The organism is Bacillus sp. EKM501B (assembly GCF_011800505.1).
Classification (GTDB): domain Bacteria; phylum Bacillota; class Bacilli; order Bacillales; family Bacillaceae_G; genus Bacillus_A; species Bacillus_A cereus.
Genome location: NZ_JAALFZ010000002.1, coordinates 298,776 through 320,774, shown reverse-complemented (window position 1 = coordinate 320,774; position 21,999 = coordinate 298,776). Strand labels below are relative to the sequence as shown.

Genomic DNA, 21,999 nt, shown 5'->3' with positions numbered 1-21,999 from the left:
TATTATGAAACTGGTACTGCTTTTTCTTTTTTCCATGAAAGACCGAATCCAGTAAAGCCGACGATAATGGTTACGACTGGACACGCTAAACAGAAGATTGCGTATGGCAGGTAATCGAATGTTGGAACGCTAAGAACGTTTGTTAAGAATACGCCACTTACACCCCATGGTACGAGTGGATTAATTACTGTACCAGCATCTTCTAATACTCGTGATAAATTACGACGTTCTAAACCGACTTCATCGTATTTATTAGCAAATGCTTGTCCTGTTAAAACGATGGATAAGTACTGCTCACCGAGTAAGAAGTTTACACCAATTGCAGTTGAAGCAGTAGAAATAATTAAGCGTGTACTAGTTTTTACGAAGCTAGAGATAATATTCATCAGCTGCGCTATAATACCCATTCCTTGTAATAATCCTCCCATACAAAGAGCTAGAAAAATAAGAGCAATTGACATCATCATACTTTGCAGGCCACCGCGAGATAATAAGCTATCAATATCTTTGATACCAGTTTTAGAAACGTAACCGTCTTGCATAATTTTAATTAAATCAGCTAAAGAAGTGCTAGGTTTAAAAATAAAGAGAATAATAATCCCTACCACAATTCCTGCAAGTAATGTTGGAACTGCGGGTACCTTTTTAAATGCGAATAGGAACAGTAATAAAATAGGAATCAGTGTAACGATAGAAATCGTTGTATTTTTTTCTAATGTGTTAATAAATGCTGAGAAATCAACGTTTCCATCAGATCCGCTTCCTAAAATGAAAAATGCGATAAAAGCAATAATGAAAGCTGGCACTGTTGTCCAAAGCATGTTACGAATATGTTCAAATAAATCTACACCCGTTACAGCAGGCGCTAAGTTTGTTGTATCAGATAAAGGAGACATTTTATCTCCGAAGAATGCACCAGAAATAATTGCACCAGCAATAAGAGCTGGATCGTATCCAAGGGCAGTACCCATTCCCATAAAGGCAAGTCCTACAGTTGCAGCAGTTGTAAAAGCACTACCGATACTCGTTCCAACAATTGCACAAACAACAAAAACAGTTGGAACGAAAATTTTTGGAGATACAAGTTGGAAGCCGTATACCATTAAAGTCGGAATAGTTCCAGCTGCGATCCAAACGCTAATTAATACGCCTACAAGTAAGAAGATAAATATAGATGGAATACCAGCTGAAATACTACTAATCATCCCTTTCTCCATAGTAGACCAAGAGATTCTCTTCAAGAATCCAAATGCTAATAAAAGAACGATACCAAATAAAATTGGGATGTGTGGTGAAACTTCTAATTGAATAACACTAAAACCAATACAGAAAAAGATAAAAATTGTTAAAAGAACAGACTCAATTTTTGAAACCATTGTTTTCCCCTCCTAAGTAATATGAAATAGCTCTTTTTTATATAAAATTCGCCAATATTGTATATTTCCTTCTAAAATTTAGAATTTTGTGACAAATTACCGGTAATTGTTTGTTCTTCTATATGATACGGAAAAGATTGGATAAAAAAACGTCCCTGCATATAATTATGCAGGGACGAAGAAATCGCGGTACCACCCTAGCTTGTGAAATGAATGTATCACAAAATAAAGGGTCATATGATATGCGCTTATAAAATAAAAAACGCCCCTGCAATATATGCAGGGACGAAAAATTCGCGGTACCACCCTAAATTGTGAAACAGTGTCGTTTCACCACTCTTTAGACATAACGGTCTATAACCGTCTTTCACTACTCCTCACGTTTCGTAAAAGAAGCTCCAGGGGGTAATTCATAATTCGCTCTGTACTGGTTCGCACCGACCACCAGCTCTCTGAAATCAGAAATCGAAATACTACTAAATCCTATCAACGCCGATTCATATGATGTTAGTTAAATTTTTATCATATTTTCATCTTACATGTCAATAAAAATATTAAATGTTTTTTTAGGGAAATAAAGGATAATTGTTTTTAACGCTGTAAAAATGTACGTTATAATGAATTTGAAAGGGGGAGGAAAGAGTGAAGAAAAAAATAATTCTTTTTACCACTTTATTAGTTATTGGAGGAAGTGCTGGAATTTACACAGCTTTTGCGGCTGAATCAGAGCAGTTGAAACAAAAGCAAATACAACAGTCAGAAGTGAAGAAAGTAAAAGAAATAGAAGAGAAGAAATCAATGGAAAAAGCAGCAGAAAAACTAGGAGTTTCTACTGAGGGGAAAACAAAAGAAGAGGTTACGAAAGAAGTAAATACCGCTAGATTTGAGAAGCGTCATGATTTATTAATTGAGCACGCTAAGCAACTTGGAATTGATACAGCGGGGAAAAAAGATGAAGAAATTATTTTAGAAATTGGAAAGATACAGCATGGAAAGTAGAACAACTTATCGTATGATAAGTTGTTCTTTTTTAAGAACTATTTGATTTTAAAATAATTGACAGTCATTCGGATTTAATGTTAACTATATTTATAAACAAGTTAACATTAGGGGTGACAATTGTGACAATAAATAGTAAAACGATTGAAAAATCATCTTATACATATGAAGAATTAGCAGAGAAAAATAAAGCTTACGTATGGCACCCATTTACACAAATGAAAGATTATTTAGAAGAAGATCCTGTCATTATTGAACGTGGAGAGGGAAGAAAACTATACGATGTAAATGGTAATGAATATTGGGATGGTGTTTCATCTATATGGTTAAATGTTCACGGACATCAAGTACCGGAATTAGATGAAGCAATTCGTGAGCAATTAAATAAAATTGCTCATTCTACTATGTTAGGACTTGCTAACGTTCCATCTATTTTATTAGCAGAAAAAATTATTGAGGTTGTACCAGATGGATTGAAGAAGGTATTCTATTCTGATTCAGGTTCTACCGCTGTTGAAATTGCAATTAAGATGGCTTTCCAATATTGGCAGCATAAAGGGAAAACAAAGAAACAAAGATTCGTTACATTAAAAGAAGCATATCACGGTGATACAATTGGAGCTGTTTCGGTAGGAGCAATAGACTTGTTTCACCAAGTGTATAGTTCGCTCTTATTTGATGCGATTAAAATGCCGTATCCATATACATATCGTTCTCCTTACGGAAATAATAAGGAGGAAATTGTAAAAAGCCATTTAGAAGAAATGGAAGAATTGTTGAAAGAAAAGCATGAAGAAGTAGCTGCCATCATTGTAGAGCCATTAATGCAAGGTGCTGGCGGAATGATTACAATGCCAAAAGGATATTTAAAAGGACTGCGCGATTTATGTACAAAGTACAATGTATTATTTATTACAGATGAGGTAGCGACTGGATTTGGGCGTACAGGGAAAATGTTTGCGTGTGAACATGAAAATGTGACGCCAGACATTTTAACTGCTGGGAAAGGTTTAACAGGTGGATATTTACCAATTGCAGTTACGGTAACGACAGATGAAATATATAATGCCTTCTTAGGAGAATATGAAGAACAAAAAACATTTTTCCATGGACATAGCTACACAGGTAATCCGTTAGGGTGTGCCGTAGCAATCGCGAATTTAGAGCTATATGAAAAAACAAATTTAATAGAAGAAGTGGCACATAAAACGGATTATGTGGCAGCGCAATTAGAAAAGCTCTTTGCGTATAAACATGTAGGTGATATTCGTCAGTGCGGATTAATGGTTGGTATTGAGCTTGTGAAGAATAAGGAAACGAAAGAAGCGTTTGACTGGACAGAAAGAGTCGGTGTTCAAGTATGTAAACGCGCAAGAGAGCTGGGTATGATCTTACGACCGCTCGGTAATACGATTGTATTTATGCCACCTCTTGCTTCTACAATTGAGGAGATTGATGATATGTTACGTATTTTGTATAAAGCAATCTCGGATGTTACGGAGGGAGAATAATGAGCGGTTTTTTTATAACAGCAACAGATACTGAAGTGGGGAAAACTGTCGTTGCCGGTGCATTAGCCGGTGTATTTAGAGAATTGGGATATAACATCGGAGTATATAAACCGTTGCAAAGTGGGCATGTTGCATCAAACCCTGAGGGAGATGCGGCAAGGTTAAAAGCATTATCAGGTGTGCCGACACAAGAAAATGAAATTTGCCCTTATTCTATTGAAGAACCACTTGCTCCGAGACTTGCCATGAAAAGAGCTGGAAGAGTAGTAAAGTTAAAAGAAATTACTGATTACTATAATGAACTATTAAAAGAGTTTAATAGCTTATTTGTAGAAGGGGCAGGTGGGCTTGCTGTCCCATATACAGAAGATGCTTTAGTAATTGATTTTGCAAAAGAATTACAGTTGCCTCTTATTGTAGTAGCTCGTCCTACATTAGGAACAGTAAATCATACAGTGTTAACGATTGCTTATGCAAAGGCGCATGGCTTAACCGTAGCGGGTGTCATTTTATCAGGTTGCAAAGAATGTGAAATGGAAAGAGTGCAAGAAAATAAAGAGATGATTGAAGAGCTGAGCGGGGTACCAGTTTTAGGATTATTACCATTCTTTGAAGGTGAGTTTACGAAAGAAGAAGTATTAGAATCTGCAAAAGAACATATTATGATTTCAAAATTAGAGGAGTTTATCCAAAATGAATCAAACGTGGCGGGCGCACCTTCAATGTAAATTACAACAATTACATGAGCAAGGGCAGTATCGTGATTTGCATGTAACAGAGAAGGCAGAAGAGACTTGGCTTATTCGAGATAAAAAAAGGATGTTAAATTTAGCGTCAAATAATTATTTAGGGTTAGCTGGAGATGAAAGGTTAAAAGAAGCTGCTATTGCCTGTACAAAAAGATATGGAACTGGAGCGACTGCCTCTCGTCTCGTTGTAGGAAATCATCCATTATATGAAGAGGTTGAGAGAAGCATATGTGACTGGAAAGGTACTGAAAGGGCTTTAATTGTAAATAGTGGGTATACGGCAAATATAGGTGCCATATCTTCTTTGGCCTCTCGGCACGATATTGTTTTTAGTGACAAGTTAAATCACGCAAGTATTGTTGATGGAATCATATTAAGCGGGGCAGAGCATAAAAGGTATCGTCATAATGATTTGGATCATTTAGAGAAGCTGTTGAAAATGGCTTCGCCTGAAAGCAGAAAATTAATCGTAACAGATACCGTTTTTAGTATGGATGGTGATACTGCGTATTTGAGAGATTTAGTACAGCTGAAAGAGAAATACGGGGCAATCATTATAGTCGATGAAGCACATGCGAGTGGAATATATGGAATCGGCGGAGCTGGGTTATCTCATATAGAAAAAAATCTTGCTCAAAAAATTGATATACATATGGGGACGTTTAGCAAGGCTTTAGGGTGTTATGGTGCGTATTTGACAGGTGATGAAATTTATATAGAGTATTTACAAAATATGATGAGAAGCTTTATTTTTACTACAGCTTTACCACCAAGTACGTTAGGAGCAGTGCAAAAAGCAATTGAAATTGTAAAAGAAGATAACGAAAGAAGAGAGAACCTTATAGCAAACGGAGAATACTTCAGAACTAAATTAAGGGATGCTGGTTTTGATATTGGGAATAGTTCAACTCATATTGTACCGATTGTAGTCGGTTCAAATGAACATGCTTTACGATTTAGTAAAAGGTTGCAAGAGGCAGGGATTGCGGCCATTGCAATTCGTCCGCCAACTGTGCCGGTTCATAGTTCTCGAATTCGCTTTGCAGTTACATCGCAACATACAATAGCTGATTTAAAATGGGCTATTGATCGAATTATTCACATTGCGAAAGAAGAGGAGATTTTCGTATGAACGAGCTAAAGATTATTTTTATCCCCGGATGGGGAATGGAAGAGAATATTTGGGATTTAGTACTTCCGTATTTTAAAGGATATCCTGTTCAATGCGTAGATTGGCGTAATGTGAAAGAACGAAGTGAATTTGCGAAACGAATTATAGATGTAGCGCATAACGACAACGTAATTTTAGTTGGATGGTCACTAGGAGCGTTAGCAGCAGTTGAAGCTTATAAAAAGATTCAGGCAAAAGGCATCGTATTAATTGGTGGGACTGCTAAATTTACAAATACGAGCGACTATAGTAATGGATGGAATGCTTTGCATGTAGAACGGCTGAAAAGGAATTTGGCGAGAAGGAAAGAAGATACGCTCAAGCGGTTTTATGAAAATATGTTTACGAAAGATGAGCTAAAAGAGAATAAAAACTTTGAAGACATTGTAGACCGTTTTAAAGGTGATTCTATTCAGTCTTTACAACTAGGTTTGGATTATTTAATAGAAACAGATATGAGAGAAGAACTAAAAGAAATTAAAGTACCTATACTACTTATTCACGGAGAACAGGATGTAATATGCCCATTGTCTGCGGCACGTAGTATGACGGAGAATAGCAGCAGCGAGCTGAAAGTAGTAAGTGAAGCAGGGCATGCATTATGTGTAACGAATTTTGAATATTGTGCAAATGAGATAATTCAATTTGTAGAGGGGATACGACATGATCAACAAAACGTTACTACAAAAACGGTTTAATGGGGCAGCCGTATCTTACGATCGATATGCAAATGTACAAAAAAAGATGGCACATTCATTACTTTCAATCTTAAAGGAACGATATAGTGAAACGGCATCAATACGTATTTTAGAACTGGGATGCGGGACGGGGTATGTAACAGAACAATTATCAAAGTTATTTCCGAAAGCACATATTACAGCAGTTGATTTTGCTGAAAGTATGATTGCGATTGCGCAAACTAGACAAAATGTAAAAAATGTAACGTTTCACTGTGAAGATATTGAGCAATTACGATTAGAAGAATCATATGATGTCATTATTTCAAATGCTACATTTCAATGGTTAAATAATTTACAACAAGTGTTAAGAAATTTATTTCAACATTTGTCTATAGATGGGATATTACTCTTTTCAACGTTTGGACATGAAACATTTCAAGAATTGCATGCTTCGTTCCAACGTGCGAAAGAAGAAAGAAATATAAAAAATGAAACATCGATTGGTCAACGTTTTTATTCAAAAGATCAGTTGCTTCATATATGTAAGATAGAAACAGGGGATGTGCATGTTTCTGAAACATATTACATAGAGAGTTTTACAGAAGTTAAGGAGTTTCTGCATTCTATTCGAAAAGTAGGAGCAACTAATAGCAATGAAGGATCATATTGTCAAAGTCCCTCACTCTTTCGTGCGATGCTACGCATATACGAAAGAGACTTCACGGGAAATGAAGGGATAATGGCAACGTATCATGCTTTATTTATACATATAACAAAAGAGGGGAAGAGATGAAATGAAACAAGTACAAACAAAAAGGGATTGGAAAAAACTTGCATACGACGTAGTGGAAGAGAAAATGATTACGAAAGAAGATGCAATAGCGATATTAGAAGCTGATGATTCAGAAGTTTTAGAAATTACGAATGCAGCTTACATTATTCGCCATCATCACTTTGGTAAGAAAGTAAAATTGAATATGATTATTAATACGAAATCTGGATTATGTCCTGAAGATTGTGGATATTGCTCACAGTCTATTATTTCAGAAGCACCGATTGATAAATATGCATGGTTAACGCAGGAGAAGATTGTAGAAGGGGCACATGAAGCAATACGCCGTAAAGCAGGTACATATTGTATTGTAGCGTCTGGTCGTCGTCCGACGGATAAAGAGGTAAATCACGTAATTGGAGCAGTTAAGGAAATTCGTGAAACGACAGACTTGAAGATTTGTTGTTGTTTAGGTTTCTTAAATGAAGATCAAGCAGGACGTTTAGCGGAAGCAGGCGTGCACCGTTATAACCACAACTTAAATACACATGCAAATAATTACGATAGTATTTGTTCAACTCATACGTATGATGATCGTGTTGATACAGTTCAAAAAGCAAAACAAGCTGGTATTTCACCATGCTCTGGAGCGATTTTTGGCATGGGAGAAACAATTGAAGAGCGTGCTGAAATTGCATTTGAATTACAACGTATAGATGCAGATTCTATCCCTTGTAATTTCCTTGTTGCTGTAAAGGGGACACCTCTTGAAGGGCAAAAAGAGTTAACGCCAGTAGAATGTTTAAAAGTACTTGCAATGATGCGTTTTGTAAACCCAACAAAAGAAATTCGTATTTCAGGAGGACGTGAAATCAATTTACGTTCTGTACAGCCAATCGGTTTATTTGCAGCAAATTCTATTTTTGTCGGGGACTACTTAACGACAGCTGGACAAGAGCCGACTGCGGACTGGGGTATGATTGCAGATTTAGGATTTGAGATTGAAGAATGTGCATTATAAGATAGATGAAAAAGCAAACTTGTAAAAGAGTTTGCTTTTTTGTAAATAAAATGTAATAAATAGTTGTGAACGCTTGATATTATTGGTTTTTGAGCGAAAAAAAGAATTTTTGTGGACGAATTTTCCAAGCCCTAGTTGTACATAGTAAATATGTAATTTATATTGGGTTGGAGGATTTTACATGTACAAATACATATTAGCGATTATGACTTGTTTAATTTTAATAAAAGCAATAAGTTCTGATCCAGTTAAGGCTGCTGAAAATCCTGAACAAAAAGAGATGCAACAAAGAATCGAACAACACTTTCGAACGAAAGCTGAACATTTTGGATTGAAAACGGAAGGAAAAGATTTAAAGGAAGTTAGAAAAGAAATTACAATTATAGAAGAAGCGAAAAAAAGAGAGAATGTATGGAGAACAGCACAAGCTCTTCATATAAAAACAGAAGGAAAAACGATGAATGAATTAATAAAAGATGTACAAAAAAAGGTAAAAAAATAAAAAGAGGCCGCAGCCTCTTTTTTTTATGCCCATTGTTTTGATAAGTGAGCCATTTCAATTGCAGCAACAGCTGATTCATATCCTTTATTACCAGCTTTCGTACCTGCGCGTTCAATCGCTTGTTCAATTGTTTCTGTCGTTAATACGCCGAAAATAACTGGGATGTCCATTTGTAGTGATAAAGACGCAACACCTTTTGCTACTTCATTACAAACGTAATCGTAGTGCGTTGTAGCACCTCGGATTACAGTACCTAATGTAATAACAGCATCATACTTTCCGCTACTAGCCATCTTTTTAGCGATTAAAGGAATTTCAAATGCACCAGGAACCCAAGCAACATCAATATCATTTTCTTCTACACCGTGACGCTTTAATCCGTCTAAAGCGCCGCCAAGTAACTTACTTGTAATAAATTCGTTAAAACGTCCAACAACAACTCCAACTTTTAATCCTGTACCAACTAAATGACCTTCGAATACCATAATAAATCTCTCCTTTAATTATAAGTTTAGTAAGTGTCCTAATTTGTTTACTTTCGTTTGTAAATACGATTTATTCTCTTCTTTTGCCGGCATTTGTAACGGTACACGCTCGACTACTTCTAAATCGTAACCTTGTAAGCCAGCAATTTTTCTTGGGTTATTCGTTAATAATCGTAAGCTTTGTAAACCTAAATCTTTTAATATTTGAGCACCGATACCGTAATCACGAAGATCAGCAGGGAAGCCGAGTTTTTCATTTGCTTCTACAGTATCGAATCCTTCTTCTTGTAATTTATAAGCGCGAAGCTTATTAAGAAGCCCAATGCCTCTTCCTTCTTGTCTCATATAAAGAAGAACACCTTTTCCTTCACGCTCAATTTGAGCAAGTGCTGCATGGAGTTGTGGTCCGCAATCGCAGCGATGTGAACCGAATACATCTCCTGTTAAGCATTCAGAATGAACACGTACAAGTACCGGTTCACCTGTTGAAATATCACCTTTTACAAGTGCGATATGTTCTTTCGTATCTAATGAGTTAGAATAGCCAATTGCGTGGAAAGTACCGAAATCTGTAGGTAATGTAATTTCCACTTCTCTCGTCACAAGTGTTTCATGATGGCGGCGATAAGCAATTAAATCTTCTATTGTAATCATTTTTATATCAAATTGTTTTGCACATTCTATTAAATCAGGTACACGTGCCATCGTGCCGTCCTCATTTATAATCTCGCAAATAACTCCAGCTGGTTCGGCACCGCATAGCTTTGCTAAATCAACAGCAGCTTCTGTATGACCTGCACGACGCAGGACACCGCCTTCTTTCGCAATTAATGGAAAGATATGTCCAGGTCGATTGAAATCAGCGCCTTTTGATGCGGGGTTTAACAATTCTTGTATCGTAGTTGCACGTTCGTGAGCGCTAATCCCTGTTGTTGTAGAAACATGGTCAATGCTCACTGTAAACGCAGTATGATGTGAATCTGTATTATGAGATACCATTGGTTCTAATTGTAGACGTTCTGCGTACCCTGCTGTAATCGGTACACAAACGAGACCACGGCCATGTGTAATCATAAAATTAATTGTTTCTGGTGTAATGTACTCTGCTAAAGCAATAAAATCGCCTTCATTTTCTCGGTTTTCATCATCACATACGATAATGACTTTACCTTGTTTTAAATCTTCTAGAGCTTCTTCAATACGATGAAACATTGTGCTTCCCCCTTATAGAAATCCGTTTTCTTGTAAAAAGCTTTCAGTCATTGAACCTACTCGTTTTGTAGGTTTAGTAATAAAGCGTTCGATATATTTACCAATCATGTCACACTCAATGTTTACGATATCTCCGGCATTTTTTTCTCCAATGACAGACTCGCTTACTGTGTGCGGGATGAGCGAAATCGTTATGGAAGATTCGTCTATATCAAATATCGTTAAACTCGTTCCATCAACAGCAATGGACCCTTTCTGCAAACAATAGCGCAGCAGTTCATCAGAAATTGCTATTTTGTAATAGACGGCATTGTAATGTTGTTTTTTATTTAAAATCGTTCCGATGCCATCAATATGTCCTGAAACGAAATGTCCACCGAATCGTCCATTTGCAGCCATTGCTCGCTCTAAATTTACTTTAGAGTGCGGTTTAAGCATGCGAAGTGATGTCGACTGCATCGTTTCAGGCATTGCATCAACTGTAAATGAAGTAGTTGTAAAGTTTGTTACAGTTAAGCAAATACCGTTAACCGCGATACTATCACCTAAGTGAACATCTGATAAAATTTTCTTTGCATGAATCGTTAATTTCATCGCTTCTCCGCTTTGTTGCATGTTTGCTATCGTTCCTAATTCTTCTACAATTCCTGTAAACATTTCGTCACCTCGTTTCGGGCATTCGCAACGATTTTTATATCATCACCAATTTGTTTCATCTCTTGAATTTTCAAGGAAAGCGCATCTTGTAATTTTGAAAAACCATTTCCTCCAAATAAAGTAGGAGCATCTTTCCCACCAATTAATTTCGGGCTTATATAGGTTACAATTTCATTAAAATTGTTTGTTTTTAAGAAACTTGCATGAATCGATTGGCCACCTTCAACGAATAGAGAAAGAATTTGTTTCTCTCCAAGAAAGGAAAGAAGGTCCTCGATTTCTATATGCTTCGTTTCCATTTGGAATATAGCTATATTTTTAGATTCATAAGAAGATATCTTCTCTTTCTTTACATCCTTACCGACAATAATCCATGTCGGTGCTAAACCATCTGTTATAACATGAGAAGATGGTGGCGTTCGTAAATGGGTATCTAAAACAACGCGAATAGGATGTTTCCCACCATTTGGAATTCTTGTTGTTAAATGAGGATTATCAGCTATAACTGTATTCACTCCAACAAGAATTGCATCATGTGTATGGCGATATTGGTGAACATCAGCACGTGCTTCTTCACCTGTAATCCACTTACTTTCACCAGTTACAGTTGCTGTTTTTCCATCTAAGCTCATCGCTGTTTTGATTGTTACAAAAGGGCGTTTCGTTTTCATGTAGTGAAAAAAGTAGCGATTTAATAAAACTGCTTCTGCTTCAAGAACACCGGTAGTTACTTCAATTCTAGCTTCCTCTAATCTTCTTTTTCCGTTACCAGAAACGAGCGGATTACAATCGAGAGTAGCAATTACAACACGCTTAACTCCTTTTTCGATGAGCAATTCACAGCAAGGTGGTGTTTTTCCAAAGTGGCTACACGGTTCCAGTGTTACATAAACGGTAGCGTCTTTGGCGTTCTGACCAGCCATTTGAAGGGCATGAACTTCTGCGTGTTCTTCACCAGCTCGTAAATGAGCGCCCATACCAACGATGTTTCCATCTTTTACAACAACAGCACCAACCATAGGATTTGGACTTGTTTGTCCTGATGTTCCTTCTGCTAACTGCAGGGCAATCCTCATATATTCTTGATCTGTCATTTTCTTCACCTCTCCAAAAAAAATCAAAAAACCCCAAGGATTTAATATCCTTGGGGTTTGGGAGACGTGATTTCTAGAAATATAGTTTGAATACGAAAGCATAGGAAAGAAACCTAACGATAATTGATATTTCTGCATAAGGAAAAAACCTAGCAAAATATCGAATTTTTAAACGCTAGTTGTCTCTTTTTATTTCAGTATAAAAAATAAGTATAGAAAATTAAACATATATAAAGAATCAAAATGAATCTTTAAAAATATGCATACTGAAATAAAAGTGTATTCACTATATAAAAAACTAGAAACATATCCTTCTCCCATCCAGACTATACTGTCGGCCCTAGAGTTTCACTAGATCCACCGTTTTCGAGTTGAAAACGGGTCACGGACTTAGAAGTTTTCACTTCATCACCGCCGGTTGGGAATTTCACCCGACCCCGAAGGATGCTGTTTGCTCAAATTATAGCACAAAAAAAATAAAAGGCTAGTAAAAAATATTCGAATGTGAAGAATTGTGTGAAAATATATGCAGGCTGGAATGGAAATAAAAGTATTAGAAATGTTGTAAAGAGAAGGGATATAACGGAGTTGCTAAAAAGAAAAAACATGCACAAAAAAATGTGCATGTCACATGTAAAATTATTCTGCCTCTGGTGCTCTAACAACAGACTCGAATTTACCTTTATGCGAAGCGTCGCAATAAGGCATATTTTTTGATAAACCACAACGGCATAAAGAAAATGCCGGTTTTGCTGGGAATGCATTCCCTTGTGAGTCGACTAATTCCACGTCCCCTGTAACGCGAAAAGAGCCATTATCATTTACTTTAATTTGTACTTTTGCCAACGTTATCCCTCCTTCCCAAACGCTTAATTTCATCATATAATCAAGGGAAGTGCTTGGCAATATAAAGTGAAACTTTAATTAGTGGGGGAGGCATCCCCCACTAATTATTAGTTGAACCAATCGGGCTTTTAGGGGCAGTTAATCTCCCACCTAACTTCTTTGTTTCAGCCGAATTTTGAGGTGGGAGTTTTACTGCCCGCAAATAGCGGAGAAAAAAGAGCACTTTGTTTGAGAAAGAAGAGAGTGTTATAATAGTTTTCATAACTGACTAGAGTAAGGTGACGAGAGATGGATAAACAATTACATACATTACGAAACATTGCAAATGAGCGCACGTGGGCATCATTTTTGAATGATAATCATCCATATAGTTTGTTACATTGGTCCATTGCAGGTGTAGGGCAAGAGGCAAAGGATGTTTGGTTACTTCAAGATGAAGTAACATTTCAAACGACAGAATTCCCAACGTTAGATGATGCAATGCAATGGATTTCTGAAAATATGGAACAAGTTACAGACGTTTTAGCGCAATAAAAAACAGGCTTATGCAAGCCTGTTTTTTGTTTCTTTCACATATGTGTTTAAAAATTGATCGACGGCTGCTTCGTACTCTTCTTTATTTTCGTTATAAGAGCAAGCGTGTGCACCGTGTTCTGCAATATAAAGCTGCTTATTATTTTCTTTCGCTTCATATAACGCTTTTGTCATATCAGCTAAAATATAGTCGTCATCTTTACTATGAATAAAGAGAACGGGATTGTTAATGTTTTTTATACAGTCGATTGGTGAAACTTCACGAATTGTATAACCGTCACGAACTTTCAAAAATGCGTTTGCTAAAGGTAATAAAGGCCATTTTGGTAAATGGAATTCAACCTTTAAACGGTGCTGTAATTGTCCGTGAAAATCAGAGAAAGGACAATCTGCAATATAGAAATCAGCACCATCTTCTACAAGTCCTGCGTATTGAAGAAGTGTTGCAGCTCCCATAGATTCACCATGAATACCAAGTGTAATATTGGTGCCAAAACGGTTTTTTAGCCAGTCAACTACGGATTTTAAATCATGTTTTTCATAGTATCCATAGCTTGTTGTTTTTCCGCCAGTTTTACCATGACGACGATGATCGTAAATGAGGACGTTATATCCTCTTTTTAAGAATAAGTTTGCATATTTTACAGAGTTTATTTTATTTACAGTTACACCGTGGCAAAAAACCATAAACTTATTGGTGGAATGACCAGCAGGAATGTAATATCCGTGAAGGTCGTATCCAAATTGTGAAGGGATATGAATTTCTTCTTTATGAAGAGCATCAAAATCCTCTATACGAAAATGTTTTTTCGTTTCTCTTTCGAGTACTTCTTCCTCTGTTTTTTTCTTTAAGTACATCACTTTATTTGTAAAGAAAATCCCAAGGGCAGTTATTGCACCTAGTATAGTAAACAATGCTGCAAAAAAACGTTTCATACTTTACCTCATCCTCCAAATACCGTTACATGTGATACACTTATATTGTATCACAATGATATAAAAGGGGAGAAATAGGAAATGGTGCATATACAAAAAATTACGCCAGCGATGAAAGAAACAATCCGAATGTTCATGTGTGAGAACTGGGGAAGTTCATTGATGGTTTCACGTGGTAAGGGGCATCAATTAGAAGAGTTGCCAGGGTTTGTTGCGCTCTCAGATGACAGAATAATCGGAATTATAACGTATGAAGTGACCAGAAATATGTGCGAAATTGTATCGCTAGATAGCTTTGAAGAAAGAAAGGGGATAGGGACGAAACTTGTGGATTGTGTATTACAAGTTGCAGAAGAAGAACGGTGCAGACAGGTTTGGCTTATTACAACAAATGATAATATGAATGCGTTACGATTTTACCAAAAACGTAATTTTGTAATGACTAATTTATATGTGAATGCGGTAGAGGAGGCACGAAAAATAAAGAAAGAAATTCCATGTATTGGATATGATAATATCCCAATTTTACATGAAATTCAGTTGGAGTATCGTTTAGTGAAATGATGTAACAATTTTCAGAAATATGAGTTATTAATCTTGACGGATAGTTTAATTTAGGTTACCGTAAAATTGTAATCTATTACCATATTAAGGGGTGACGATGTGGCAACTATACGTGATGTTGCAAAATTGGCAGGTGTTTCAGTCGCAACCGTTTCACGAGTTATTAATGAAAAAGGATACGTTCATGAGGACACAGTAAAACAAGTAAAGGAAGCAATTGAAGAATTACGTTATAGGCCAAACAGTGCAGCGAAGCCACTATTTAAAGAGGATTCAACGATAATTGCATTACTTGTAGATAATTTATGTAACCAATCAAACATCACTTTGCTACATTGTATTGAGGAAATAGCATATAAAGAAGGTTATCAAATCATTATTTGTAATATAGAGAATAAAGATAGATACATACATATGCTGAAGCAAAATAACATTGCAGGTGTTATTTTGACAAGAGCAGTTTTTAAAAGTGTAGGAAAAATTCCATTTCCGTTTGTTGTGATCGATGAGCAACAATCACATGGAAATTATTATGAAAGTGGACAGAGAGCTGTTTCTGTATTAAAAGAGAAAGGGTGTCACTTTCTTGCATATTTCGGTGAGGGAGAAGAAAGTGCAGAAATGGAAGATCATATAGCAGGGTTTTTAGACGCTGTTTGGGATGAAGGAATCTCTTATCGAGAAGAATGTGTACAAGGGTATACAAATAAACAATTTATTACATTATTGCAAAACAATCCGTATGTAGATGGAATTGTAGCCTCAAGTGATCAGATTGCTATTGAGTTAATTCGGTCAGCGAGATTTCTAAATATACATATACCAGATAAATTAAAAATTGTTGGACCGAATGGGAGTATAGAGTGTGAATGGATAGGTTCATCACTACCGACAATTGAAAACTATGTCAAAGATAACGGAAAAGTAGCTTTTCAACAATTAAAAGGAAAAATAAAAAAGTAAAAGGTGCGTTTTATACGCACCTTTTTATAATGTAATTGCGGCAATAAAGCCAAATATAAGTAACGGTATATTGTAATGTAGAAAAGTGGGTACACATGTATCCCATATATGATGGTGCTGACCATCAGCATTTAAACCGGATGTTGGTCCAAGGGTACTATCCGATGCTGGAGATCCTGCGTCACCTAGTGCTCCGGCTGTACCGATAATTGCAATTGTGGCCATTGGACTAAATCCAAGCTGAATGCAAAGAGGTACAAAAATGGTTGTTAAGATAGGGATGGTTGAAAAGGATGAACCAATTCCCATCGTAACGAGAAGTCCAATAACGAGCATAAGAAATGCAGCGAGTGGTTTGTTATTTCCGATTATATGTGCACTCGTTTGCACTAGAGATTCAACATGTCCTGTTTTTCGAAGAACAGCGCCGAATCCAGCGGCAGCAATCATAACAAAGCCAATAAAGGACATCATACGCATTCCGCTTGTTAATATCGCATCTGCTTCTTTAAGTGGTAGACTGCCACTAACTGATAAGACGATAATACCTGCTAAAGCACCGAAAATCATTGATTCTGTTGTTAATTGAACAGTTAATGTAGCAATGATAGATAATAACCCGAAAGTAATGCTACGTTTTGTATAGGGAACGATTTCATTTTCGGTAGTATGAATTTGTTCTGTTTCATACGTACGAGGTTTTCGGTACGTAATGAATACCGCTACACATAATCCAATAATCATACCGATTGCTGGAATAGTCATTGCTTTTGGAATAAGTGCGACATCAAATGTAAGACCGCTTTGCGCAGCGTTGGTTTGCAATACGTCATGATAAATTTTTCCGAACCCTGCAGGGATCCACATATAAGGAGTAATCAATCCAAATGTAATAATACATGTGACAAGTCTGCGATCCACTTTCAGCTCAGTTAATACTTTTAAAAGTGCTGGAATTAAGATGGGGATGAAAGCAATGTGAACAGGAATCACATTTTGTGAGAAACAAGCCATCATTAAAATAATGAATAAAATAAGTACCTTAGAATAAACTTGTTTTTTCGTGTCTTGTTCATTGCCAATCCATTTTAATGCAGTTTGAATCATAGCATCTGGAAGTCCTGTTTTGGAAAGGGAAATAGCGAAACCACCAAGCATTGCATAACTTAAAGCGATTGGAGCACTGTTTCCAAGACCAGTTGTAAAAGTGTTAATCGTTTCTGAAATACCGAGTCCGCCGATAAGTCCGCCTGTTAAAGCTCCAACAATGATGGCGACAATGACCTGGACACGTAACAAACTAAGCAATAGCATAATTGCTACTGCGACGAGTACAGCGTTCATAATAAATGTAATCTCCCTAAATTTTTATTCTGTTAAGACAAGTACATATGAAACATTTTGCTATGTTTATACATACTTGCGACATATTATTATAAAATGTTTTCTATGAAATGTAAAAGAGCCTTTTGTGACTAATGCTGAAAAGCTAGCTCTTGTTTAATTGATTGCAAAGAATTGGCGAATAATTCTGGTTCTTCTAGATCAGGAGAATGTGCTGAGTTTGGGAACCAAATCATCTTTTTTATAGGCGCTTCAATAATATCGCAATATTCCTGAACGAGTGCATAAGGAGTTTGATAATCATAGCGACCAGAACAAAAATAAACTGGAATAGATAAACTTGAGATAGAAGAAAAGAAATCGATTGTCAGCATTTCTTCCCATAAAACGCCAGATTTTAAATTTCCTGCGAGAAACTTGAACCAATCTAATAGCGTGTACTCAGGAGAAAAGAAACCTTTTCGTATGAAAGAAAAGGAAGATCCATTTTGGATTGCGCCTCCGAATGTGCCAAGCCACTTTCTTTGAATAATGAGACGTCTCGTATCTAAAAATGGTGGCTTTCCTAATTTTAAAAGGGAAGCTAATGCTTTTTTATGATTATGTTTTTTTGCAGAACGAATTAAATGTTGATATAGCAATTCTTCATTTTGTTTCATATGTACAATTTGCCCAATACCGATGTAAGCCTCAATATACTTTGGATATTGATGTGCTATGTTAAGCCCAATAATACTTCCCCAAGAATGACCAGCGAGAAATAGTTTTTGTTTGTTGAACCTTTTAAGTACATATTGAATCACTTCTTTTGCATCGGAAACGAATTGTTCGATTGTGAAATTTGCTCCGAAATCTTTCAGTGAAAAGGATTTACCAGCCCCGCGCTGATCCCAATTAATAACAATAAATTGCTTCTCTAATTCTTTTTGAAAATGGCGAATAAATCCGATTTGTGCCATCCCAGGTCCGCCGTGACAGCATAATAAAATAGGTTGCTCTACGTTTTGTCCACGCATAAGGAGAGTTTGTTTTCGATTATTAATCATAACGCTTTCTATCGTAGCGATACTGTTAGGAATGAGTTGTTTGTTTTCATTATAGAACTGAGGGGTGTAGCTACGAAAAAGCATATTGAAAACCTCCTTTTGTGAAATCGTATGAATCGCACAGGCTATTCATTTTGCATATACTGTTAGAAAATCATTGTAACATACCATACTAGTGTCATTTCAACACGGGAGGAGGGAAATTGTGACGATTGGAGAAATTATAGATGGTTTAAATAGACGTGAACCCATCGCTATTATAGCAAAACGTCTTGAAATAAGCCCGTATACATTATCGAAGAAATTAAGATTGATTGGATACGAATATGATGGAGAGCAGAAGAAACGTATTTTTGTAGGAGATGGAGAAGAACCACGTCACTTACAACTCCAAGAAGCGACCGCCCTTCAATATGAGAAAACAGATTATCAATTGTTAATTTATGAGCAATTACAAAGCATTTATGAATTATTAAGAAAAAGAGAAGAAGTAATTGTACCAATTATGAGTAAAAGTACAGAGAAGAAGAGACGAACCTTTTCTATTAATACAGAAATATTATCACAATTGGACCTTATATCAGAATCGAAAGGAATTCAAAAATCTAAACTTGTAGAAGAGGCGTTGCACCAATTTTTACAGCAATATGAAGTTGACAAAACATCACATTTTGATAACTAAAGAAAAGGATACTATGTTCATTGGAAGAACGAGTATCCTTTTTATGATGTATATTACGTATAAAATAGAGGATCAGTATAAATCCTTTATGGCGTGAAAAATGAAATTTATTATTAGAGAAACACTTAATTTACTTTTTGAATTCTTCCATCAATAACTGGCTGAATTGGTTCTTTTAATTGTTTTACGTAATCGACTAACGCTTCAAAGTCGTTTGGACCAGTTTCTGCATTTTTACCATTTTTAAATGATACGAATCCGTCACCGCCAGAAGCTAAGAAGGCATTTGCAACTACGCTATACATTTTAGATGGAGATAATTCTTCTCCGTTTGTTAAACGTATATTTGTAACTTTTTCACCGTTTGGTTTATTTGCATCCCACGTATATTGAATACCTGAAATTTGAAGCATTCTTGTTGTTCCTTTTTGCCATTGCTGATTTAAAATATCGCGAATGTCTTGACCTGTTAAATCTACTTTAATTAATTGATTTCCAAAAGGTTGAATGCCGTATAACTCACCCCACGTAATATCACCAGCATCTAAGTCATTACGAATGCCACCAGGATTCATGAGGGCGATTTGAGTTTGCATCGTTTGACGCTGAGCATCGGCAACTAAATTTCCAAGAGTGGACTCACCAGCATCATTTTGTTTACGGTCGATAGGTGCTGTAGATTTTCCGACTACTTCATTTACAAGTGGTGCAATTTTTTCTTTATATTGATCTAGTTTTTTCTTTACTTGTTTATCAGGTTCTACACCTTCATGATACGTTGTAACAACTTCAGCTTTTTTCTTTACAATATCCTTTGTTTTACGATCAATTGTTACATCCACGTCTGAGAAAGCCGTTCCGTATGAATTTGCTTGGACAATTAGTTTATTATTTACTGTACCATTTACATACGTATGACTATGTCCACCGAAAATAACATCAACTTCTGGGTCTGTTTCATTTGCAATTCGAGTAAGATCGCCATTTGTTACCCCAGACTCATCGGTTGTTCCACCGACATGAGCAAGAACGACGATAGATTTAACGCCGAGACGTTTTAATTGTTGTGTTGATTTATTAATTGCTTCTACTTCATCAGTAATTTGTACATTGTTAAGCATCGTAGGCATAACGACATTTGGTGTATCAGTTGTAACAACCCCAATGAATCCTACAGGAACACCATCTACCATTTTTACAGTAAACGGTGGTAAAAATAAGCGGCCAGTTGATTTGTTGTAGAAGTTAGCAGCTACATAGGGGAAGTTAGCCCCTTTGAAATTCCCTGTTTTTTCATGATATCCACCGTAAATGAGGCGTTGCATTTCATCAATACCTTCATCAAATTCATGGTTTCCGATTGTACCGACATCAAATTTTAAGTCATTTAAAAATTCAATTGTCGGTTCATCTTGTAATAATGCTGAAACTGGTGGACTAGCTCCGACGATATCACCAGCATGTACGAGAAGTGTATTAGGGTTTTGTTTTTTACGTTCTTTTAAATAAGTAGCTAAGTAATCAGCGCCACCAGCTTCTTTATTATTGATTTTTTTAACAGTATCTAGTTGTCCATGGAAATCATTAATACCAAGCATTTGTACGTCTATGTAGCGGTTTTGTTCAGTTGGATTCTGAGATGGGGGAGCGGCAAATACGCTTGAAAAAGTAATGGTGCTTAAAACAGCAACGGCAGGAATAATTTTTTTCCACATAATATAATTCTCCTTTTTTTATAATCTGACATCATACGACATAATTTTAATAGATTCATAGGATTATAGCTACACAAAAATTTAGTCTTTTCGAAAAATTAACATATTTACAAAAAGTGAATAATAGAGTGAAGACCTTTTTTTATTGTCGATTTCATCGTGTATCTACTATAATGGAGAAAAAAGTAAAAGGTGAGTAGCATGAAGAAAAAGAAACAAAGACAAATACAAAGACAATCACAAGTGAATCAACCGAAGAAAGAAACACTTACATTAGGCGATCAATTAAATGATTCACTCATGCAACAATTAAAGAGTAAGAAGAAAGAGTTGCAAGTGAGGGAAGAGGAAAAAGAGGCAGCTGAACTGGAAAGAAAGCGCCAAGAACAAAAAGAACGTGAAAAGAATAAATCATTTGAAGAACTGCTAAGTGAAAGTAACCTTACTTGGAAAGACTTTAAATAATAAAAAATGATCAGTGGTATTTCACTGATCATTTTTTGACGAGCTTGTAAGAAAAGGGGAGTTAGAATGAGAAAAATTATCGTTGTTCCACATGAAAACCATTGGAGTGAAAAATTTCAAATGGAGGCTGAAAGATTAAAAACAGCGATGCCAGAAACGGTGAAAATTCATCATATTGGAAGTACGTCAGTGCCCGGACTGGCAGCTAAACCTATTATTGATATGATCATGGAAGTAGAAAATATCGAAAGAGTAGATGGGTGGAATGAACGATTTATAGAGCTTGGTTACATCGTAAAAGGGGAAAATGGTATTTCAAGACGCCGATATTTTATTCATGGAACTGAAGAAAAACGTTCGTATCATTTACACGTGTTTGAAAAAGGAAATCCAGAGATTGTAAGGCATTTAGCGTTTCGTGATTATATGATGGCTCATTGTGAAGAAGCAGAGGCATATGCAACCTTAAAGAGAGAATTAGCCGAAAAGTATACATATGATGGCACGTTATATACGGAAGGGAAAAATGAGTTTGTGCGCAATGTGGATGAAAAAGCGAAAGAATGGAGAGAAAATAACTTAAATGAATGAGTTCACGTTATTTTTTAGCTATATAAAAGTGTTATGTAAACTGTACGTATGTTTTGACTTTTGGGATGAATCTTGTTGAAATAA

24 protein-coding genes, 1 riboswitch and 1 other annotated feature are annotated in these 21,999 nt (G+C 36.1%); of the genes, 14 read left to right on the top strand and 10 right to left on the bottom strand.

Annotated features, from left to right (window positions below):
* Positions 1-2: 2 nt before the first annotated feature.
* Positions 3-1,376 carry a Na+/H+ antiporter NhaC gene (gene nhaC / locus HFD78_RS06375; RefSeq protein WP_000253735.1) on the bottom strand — a complete coding sequence of 458 codons (1,374 nt, stop codon included), beginning with the start codon at positions 1,374-1,376 and terminating at the stop codon, positions 3-5.
* A 278-nt stretch (positions 1,377-1,654) separates the two neighbouring features.
* Positions 1,655-1,875 (bottom strand) — a binding site (T-box leader).
* Positions 1,876-2,018: 143 nt separating this feature from the next.
* On the opposite strand from nhaC, the gene HFD78_RS06370 reads away from it, so the two are divergent.
* The 8 genes from HFD78_RS06370 to HFD78_RS06335 all read left to right on the top strand — a co-directional run bounded on the left by HFD78_RS06370 (position 2,019) and on the right by HFD78_RS06335 (position 8,781).
* Positions 2,019-2,375: a hypothetical protein gene (locus tag HFD78_RS06370; RefSeq protein WP_000726901.1), complete on the top strand. Its 357-nt coding sequence runs from the start codon at positions 2,019-2,021 to the stop codon at positions 2,373-2,375.
* A 77-nt stretch (positions 2,376-2,452) separates the two neighbouring features.
* Positions 2,453-3,886 carry an adenosylmethionine--8-amino-7-oxononanoate transaminase gene (gene bioA / locus HFD78_RS06365; protein WP_002103558.1) on the top strand — a complete coding sequence of 478 codons (1,434 nt, stop codon included), beginning with the start codon at positions 2,453-2,455 and terminating at the stop codon, positions 3,884-3,886.
* Positions 3,886-4,614 carry a dethiobiotin synthase gene (gene bioD, locus HFD78_RS06360; RefSeq protein ID WP_000012496.1) on the top strand — a complete coding sequence of 243 codons (729 nt, stop codon included), beginning with the start codon at positions 3,886-3,888 and terminating at the stop codon, positions 4,612-4,614. The genes bioA and bioD overlap by 1 nt, the downstream gene beginning before the upstream one ends.
* Positions 4,580-5,767 (top strand): 8-amino-7-oxononanoate synthase, encoded by a 1,188-nt coding sequence (gene bioF, locus HFD78_RS06355; protein ID WP_001077288.1) that lies wholly within the window; start codon positions 4,580-4,582, stop codon positions 5,765-5,767. The genes bioD and bioF overlap by 35 nt, the downstream gene beginning before the upstream one ends.
* Positions 5,764-6,504: an alpha/beta fold hydrolase gene (locus HFD78_RS06350; RefSeq protein ID WP_001004166.1), complete on the top strand. Its 741-nt coding sequence runs from the start codon at positions 5,764-5,766 to the stop codon at positions 6,502-6,504. Before bioF ends, HFD78_RS06350 begins: the two co-directional genes overlap by 4 nt.
* A complete protein-coding gene (bioC, locus tag HFD78_RS06345; protein WP_000608908.1) occupies positions 6,470-7,279 on the top strand; it encodes a malonyl-ACP O-methyltransferase BioC in 810 nt (269 codons plus the stop codon). Before HFD78_RS06350 ends, bioC begins: the two co-directional genes overlap by 35 nt.
* A 1-nt stretch (position 7,280) precedes the next feature.
* Entirely contained in the window at positions 7,281-8,279 is a 999-nt protein-coding gene (gene bioB / locus HFD78_RS06340) for a biotin synthase (protein WP_000815848.1), read from the top strand.
* Positions 8,280-8,460: 181 nt separating this feature from the next.
* On the top strand, positions 8,461-8,781 hold the full coding sequence (locus HFD78_RS06335) for a hypothetical protein (RefSeq protein WP_000280032.1): 321 nt from the start codon (positions 8,461-8,463) through the stop codon (positions 8,779-8,781).
* Between the two features lie 23 nt (positions 8,782-8,804).
* Here HFD78_RS06335 and ribH read toward each other — a convergent pair whose 3' ends face one another.
* The 5 genes from ribH to HFD78_RS06310 form a co-directional block, all read right to left on the bottom strand.
* Entirely contained in the window at positions 8,805-9,266 is a 462-nt protein-coding gene (ribH, locus tag HFD78_RS06330) for a 6,7-dimethyl-8-ribityllumazine synthase (protein WP_000230895.1), read from the bottom strand.
* A gap of 18 nt (positions 9,267-9,284) precedes the next feature.
* Positions 9,285-10,478: a bifunctional 3,4-dihydroxy-2-butanone 4-phosphate synthase/GTP cyclohydrolase II gene (gene ribBA, locus HFD78_RS06325; RefSeq protein WP_000468978.1), complete on the bottom strand. Its 1,194-nt coding sequence runs from the start codon at positions 10,476-10,478 to the stop codon at positions 9,285-9,287.
* Positions 10,479-10,490: 12 nt separating this feature from the next.
* Positions 10,491-11,135: a riboflavin synthase subunit alpha gene (gene ribE / locus HFD78_RS06320; protein WP_000493901.1), complete on the bottom strand. Its 645-nt coding sequence runs from the start codon at positions 11,133-11,135 to the stop codon at positions 10,491-10,493.
* Positions 11,117-12,229: a bifunctional diaminohydroxyphosphoribosylaminopyrimidine deaminase/5-amino-6-(5-phosphoribosylamino)uracil reductase RibD gene (gene ribD / locus HFD78_RS06315; RefSeq protein WP_000131988.1), complete on the bottom strand. Its 1,113-nt coding sequence runs from the start codon at positions 12,227-12,229 to the stop codon at positions 11,117-11,119. Before ribD ends, ribE begins: the two co-directional genes overlap by 19 nt.
* A 305-nt stretch (positions 12,230-12,534) precedes the next feature.
* Positions 12,535-12,678, bottom strand: a riboswitch (FMN riboswitch).
* Between the two features lie 190 nt (positions 12,679-12,868).
* Positions 12,869-13,075: a CDGSH iron-sulfur domain-containing protein gene (locus tag HFD78_RS06310; RefSeq protein WP_001151579.1), complete on the bottom strand. Its 207-nt coding sequence runs from the start codon at positions 13,073-13,075 to the stop codon at positions 12,869-12,871.
* Positions 13,076-13,363: 288 nt separating this feature from the next.
* Between HFD78_RS06310 and HFD78_RS06305 the strand changes: the two genes are divergently transcribed.
* Positions 13,364-13,609, top strand: a complete 246-nt coding sequence (locus tag HFD78_RS06305) for a DUF2552 family protein (protein WP_000360793.1) — start codon at positions 13,364-13,366, stop codon at positions 13,607-13,609.
* A 9-nt stretch (positions 13,610-13,618) separates the two neighbouring features.
* On the opposite strand, the gene HFD78_RS06300 is transcribed toward HFD78_RS06305, so the two are convergent.
* Positions 13,619-14,545, bottom strand: a complete 927-nt coding sequence (locus HFD78_RS06300; RefSeq protein WP_000819234.1) for an alpha/beta hydrolase — start codon at positions 14,543-14,545, stop codon at positions 13,619-13,621.
* Between the two features lie 81 nt (positions 14,546-14,626).
* On the opposite strand from HFD78_RS06300, the gene HFD78_RS06295 reads away from it, so the two are divergent.
* Both HFD78_RS06295 and HFD78_RS06290 read left to right on the top strand, forming a co-directional pair.
* Positions 14,627-15,109 carry a GNAT family N-acetyltransferase gene (locus HFD78_RS06295; protein WP_000233410.1) on the top strand — a complete coding sequence of 161 codons (483 nt, stop codon included), beginning with the start codon at positions 14,627-14,629 and terminating at the stop codon, positions 15,107-15,109.
* 99 nt (positions 15,110-15,208) lie between these two features.
* On the top strand, positions 15,209-16,072 hold the full coding sequence (locus HFD78_RS06290) for a LacI family DNA-binding transcriptional regulator (RefSeq protein ID WP_000201341.1): 864 nt from the start codon (positions 15,209-15,211) through the stop codon (positions 16,070-16,072).
* A gap of 24 nt (positions 16,073-16,096) precedes the next feature.
* On the opposite strand, the gene HFD78_RS06285 is transcribed toward HFD78_RS06290, so the two are convergent.
* Both HFD78_RS06285 and HFD78_RS06280 read right to left on the bottom strand, forming a co-directional pair.
* Positions 16,097-17,416: a Na+/H+ antiporter family protein gene (locus HFD78_RS06285; RefSeq protein ID WP_000994819.1), complete on the bottom strand. Its 1,320-nt coding sequence runs from the start codon at positions 17,414-17,416 to the stop codon at positions 16,097-16,099.
* Positions 17,417-17,547: 131 nt separating this feature from the next.
* Positions 17,548-18,546 carry an alpha/beta fold hydrolase gene (locus HFD78_RS06280; protein ID WP_000898967.1) on the bottom strand — a complete coding sequence of 333 codons (999 nt, stop codon included), beginning with the start codon at positions 18,544-18,546 and terminating at the stop codon, positions 17,548-17,550.
* A gap of 121 nt (positions 18,547-18,667) precedes the next feature.
* Here HFD78_RS06280 and HFD78_RS06275 point away from each other — a divergent pair, with 121 nt between their 5' ends.
* Entirely contained in the window at positions 18,668-19,144 is a 477-nt protein-coding gene (locus HFD78_RS06275) for a ribbon-helix-helix domain-containing protein (protein ID WP_000151926.1), read from the top strand.
* 125 nt (positions 19,145-19,269) lie between these two features.
* On the opposite strand, the gene HFD78_RS06270 is transcribed toward HFD78_RS06275, so the two are convergent.
* Positions 19,270-20,859: a bifunctional metallophosphatase/5'-nucleotidase gene (locus tag HFD78_RS06270; protein WP_000265560.1), complete on the bottom strand. Its 1,590-nt coding sequence runs from the start codon at positions 20,857-20,859 to the stop codon at positions 19,270-19,272.
* 201 nt (positions 20,860-21,060) lie between these two features.
* Here HFD78_RS06270 and HFD78_RS06265 point away from each other — a divergent pair, with 201 nt between their 5' ends.
* Positions 21,061-21,324 (top strand): YqkE family protein, encoded by a 264-nt coding sequence (locus tag HFD78_RS06265; protein ID WP_000727548.1) that lies wholly within the window; start codon positions 21,061-21,063, stop codon positions 21,322-21,324.
* A 66-nt stretch (positions 21,325-21,390) separates the two neighbouring features.
* The gene (locus HFD78_RS06260; RefSeq protein WP_001226445.1) at positions 21,391-21,915 is read left to right on the top strand and encodes a GrpB family protein; all 525 of its coding nucleotides are present in this window, start codon (positions 21,391-21,393) and stop codon (positions 21,913-21,915) included.
* Positions 21,916-21,999: the final 84 nt, after the last annotated feature.

What these genes read in the sequence shown, in the direction of transcription:
- nhaC (WP_000253735.1), bottom strand. Translation starts at nt 1,376, where the DNA reads ATGGTTTCAAAAATTGAGTCTGTTCTTTTAACAATTTTTATCTTTTTC.
- bioA (WP_002103558.1), top strand. Translation starts at nt 2,453, where the DNA reads ATGTTAACTATATTTATAAACAAGTTAACATTAGGGGTGACAATTGTG.
- bioD (WP_000012496.1), top strand. Translation starts at nt 3,886, where the DNA reads ATGAGCGGTTTTTTTATAACAGCAACAGATACTGAAGTGGGGAAAACT.
- bioF (WP_001077288.1), top strand. Translation starts at nt 4,580, where the DNA reads ATGAATCAAACGTGGCGGGCGCACCTTCAATGTAAATTACAACAATTA.
- HFD78_RS06350 (WP_001004166.1), top strand. Translation starts at nt 5,764, where the DNA reads ATGAACGAGCTAAAGATTATTTTTATCCCCGGATGGGGAATGGAAGAG.
- bioC (WP_000608908.1), top strand. Translation starts at nt 6,470, where the DNA reads ATGATCAACAAAACGTTACTACAAAAACGGTTTAATGGGGCAGCCGTA.
- bioB (WP_000815848.1), top strand. Translation starts at nt 7,281, where the DNA reads ATGAAACAAGTACAAACAAAAAGGGATTGGAAAAAACTTGCATACGAC.
- HFD78_RS06335 (WP_000280032.1), top strand. Translation starts at nt 8,461, where the DNA reads ATGTACAAATACATATTAGCGATTATGACTTGTTTAATTTTAATAAAA.
- ribH (WP_000230895.1), bottom strand. Translation starts at nt 9,266, where the DNA reads ATGGTATTCGAAGGTCATTTAGTTGGTACAGGATTAAAAGTTGGAGTT.
- ribBA (WP_000468978.1), bottom strand. Translation starts at nt 10,478, where the DNA reads ATGTTTCATCGTATTGAAGAAGCTCTAGAAGATTTAAAACAAGGTAAA.
- ribE (WP_000493901.1), bottom strand. Translation starts at nt 11,135, where the DNA reads ATGTTTACAGGAATTGTAGAAGAATTAGGAACGATAGCAAACATGCAA.
- ribD (WP_000131988.1), bottom strand. Translation starts at nt 12,229, where the DNA reads ATGACAGATCAAGAATATATGAGGATTGCCCTGCAGTTAGCAGAAGGA.
- HFD78_RS06305 (WP_000360793.1), top strand. Translation starts at nt 13,364, where the DNA reads ATGGATAAACAATTACATACATTACGAAACATTGCAAATGAGCGCACG.
- HFD78_RS06300 (WP_000819234.1), bottom strand. Translation starts at nt 14,545, where the DNA reads ATGAAACGTTTTTTTGCAGCATTGTTTACTATACTAGGTGCAATAACT.
- HFD78_RS06295 (WP_000233410.1), top strand. Translation starts at nt 14,627, where the DNA reads ATGGTGCATATACAAAAAATTACGCCAGCGATGAAAGAAACAATCCGA.
- HFD78_RS06285 (WP_000994819.1), bottom strand. Translation starts at nt 17,416, where the DNA reads ATGAACGCTGTACTCGTCGCAGTAGCAATTATGCTATTGCTTAGTTTG.
- HFD78_RS06280 (WP_000898967.1), bottom strand. Translation starts at nt 18,546, where the DNA reads ATGCTTTTTCGTAGCTACACCCCTCAGTTCTATAATGAAAACAAACAA.
- HFD78_RS06270 (WP_000265560.1), bottom strand. Translation starts at nt 20,859, where the DNA reads ATGTGGAAAAAAATTATTCCTGCCGTTGCTGTTTTAAGCACCATTACT.
- HFD78_RS06265 (WP_000727548.1), top strand. Translation starts at nt 21,061, where the DNA reads ATGAAGAAAAAGAAACAAAGACAAATACAAAGACAATCACAAGTGAAT.
- HFD78_RS06260 (WP_001226445.1), top strand. Translation starts at nt 21,391, where the DNA reads ATGAGAAAAATTATCGTTGTTCCACATGAAAACCATTGGAGTGAAAAA.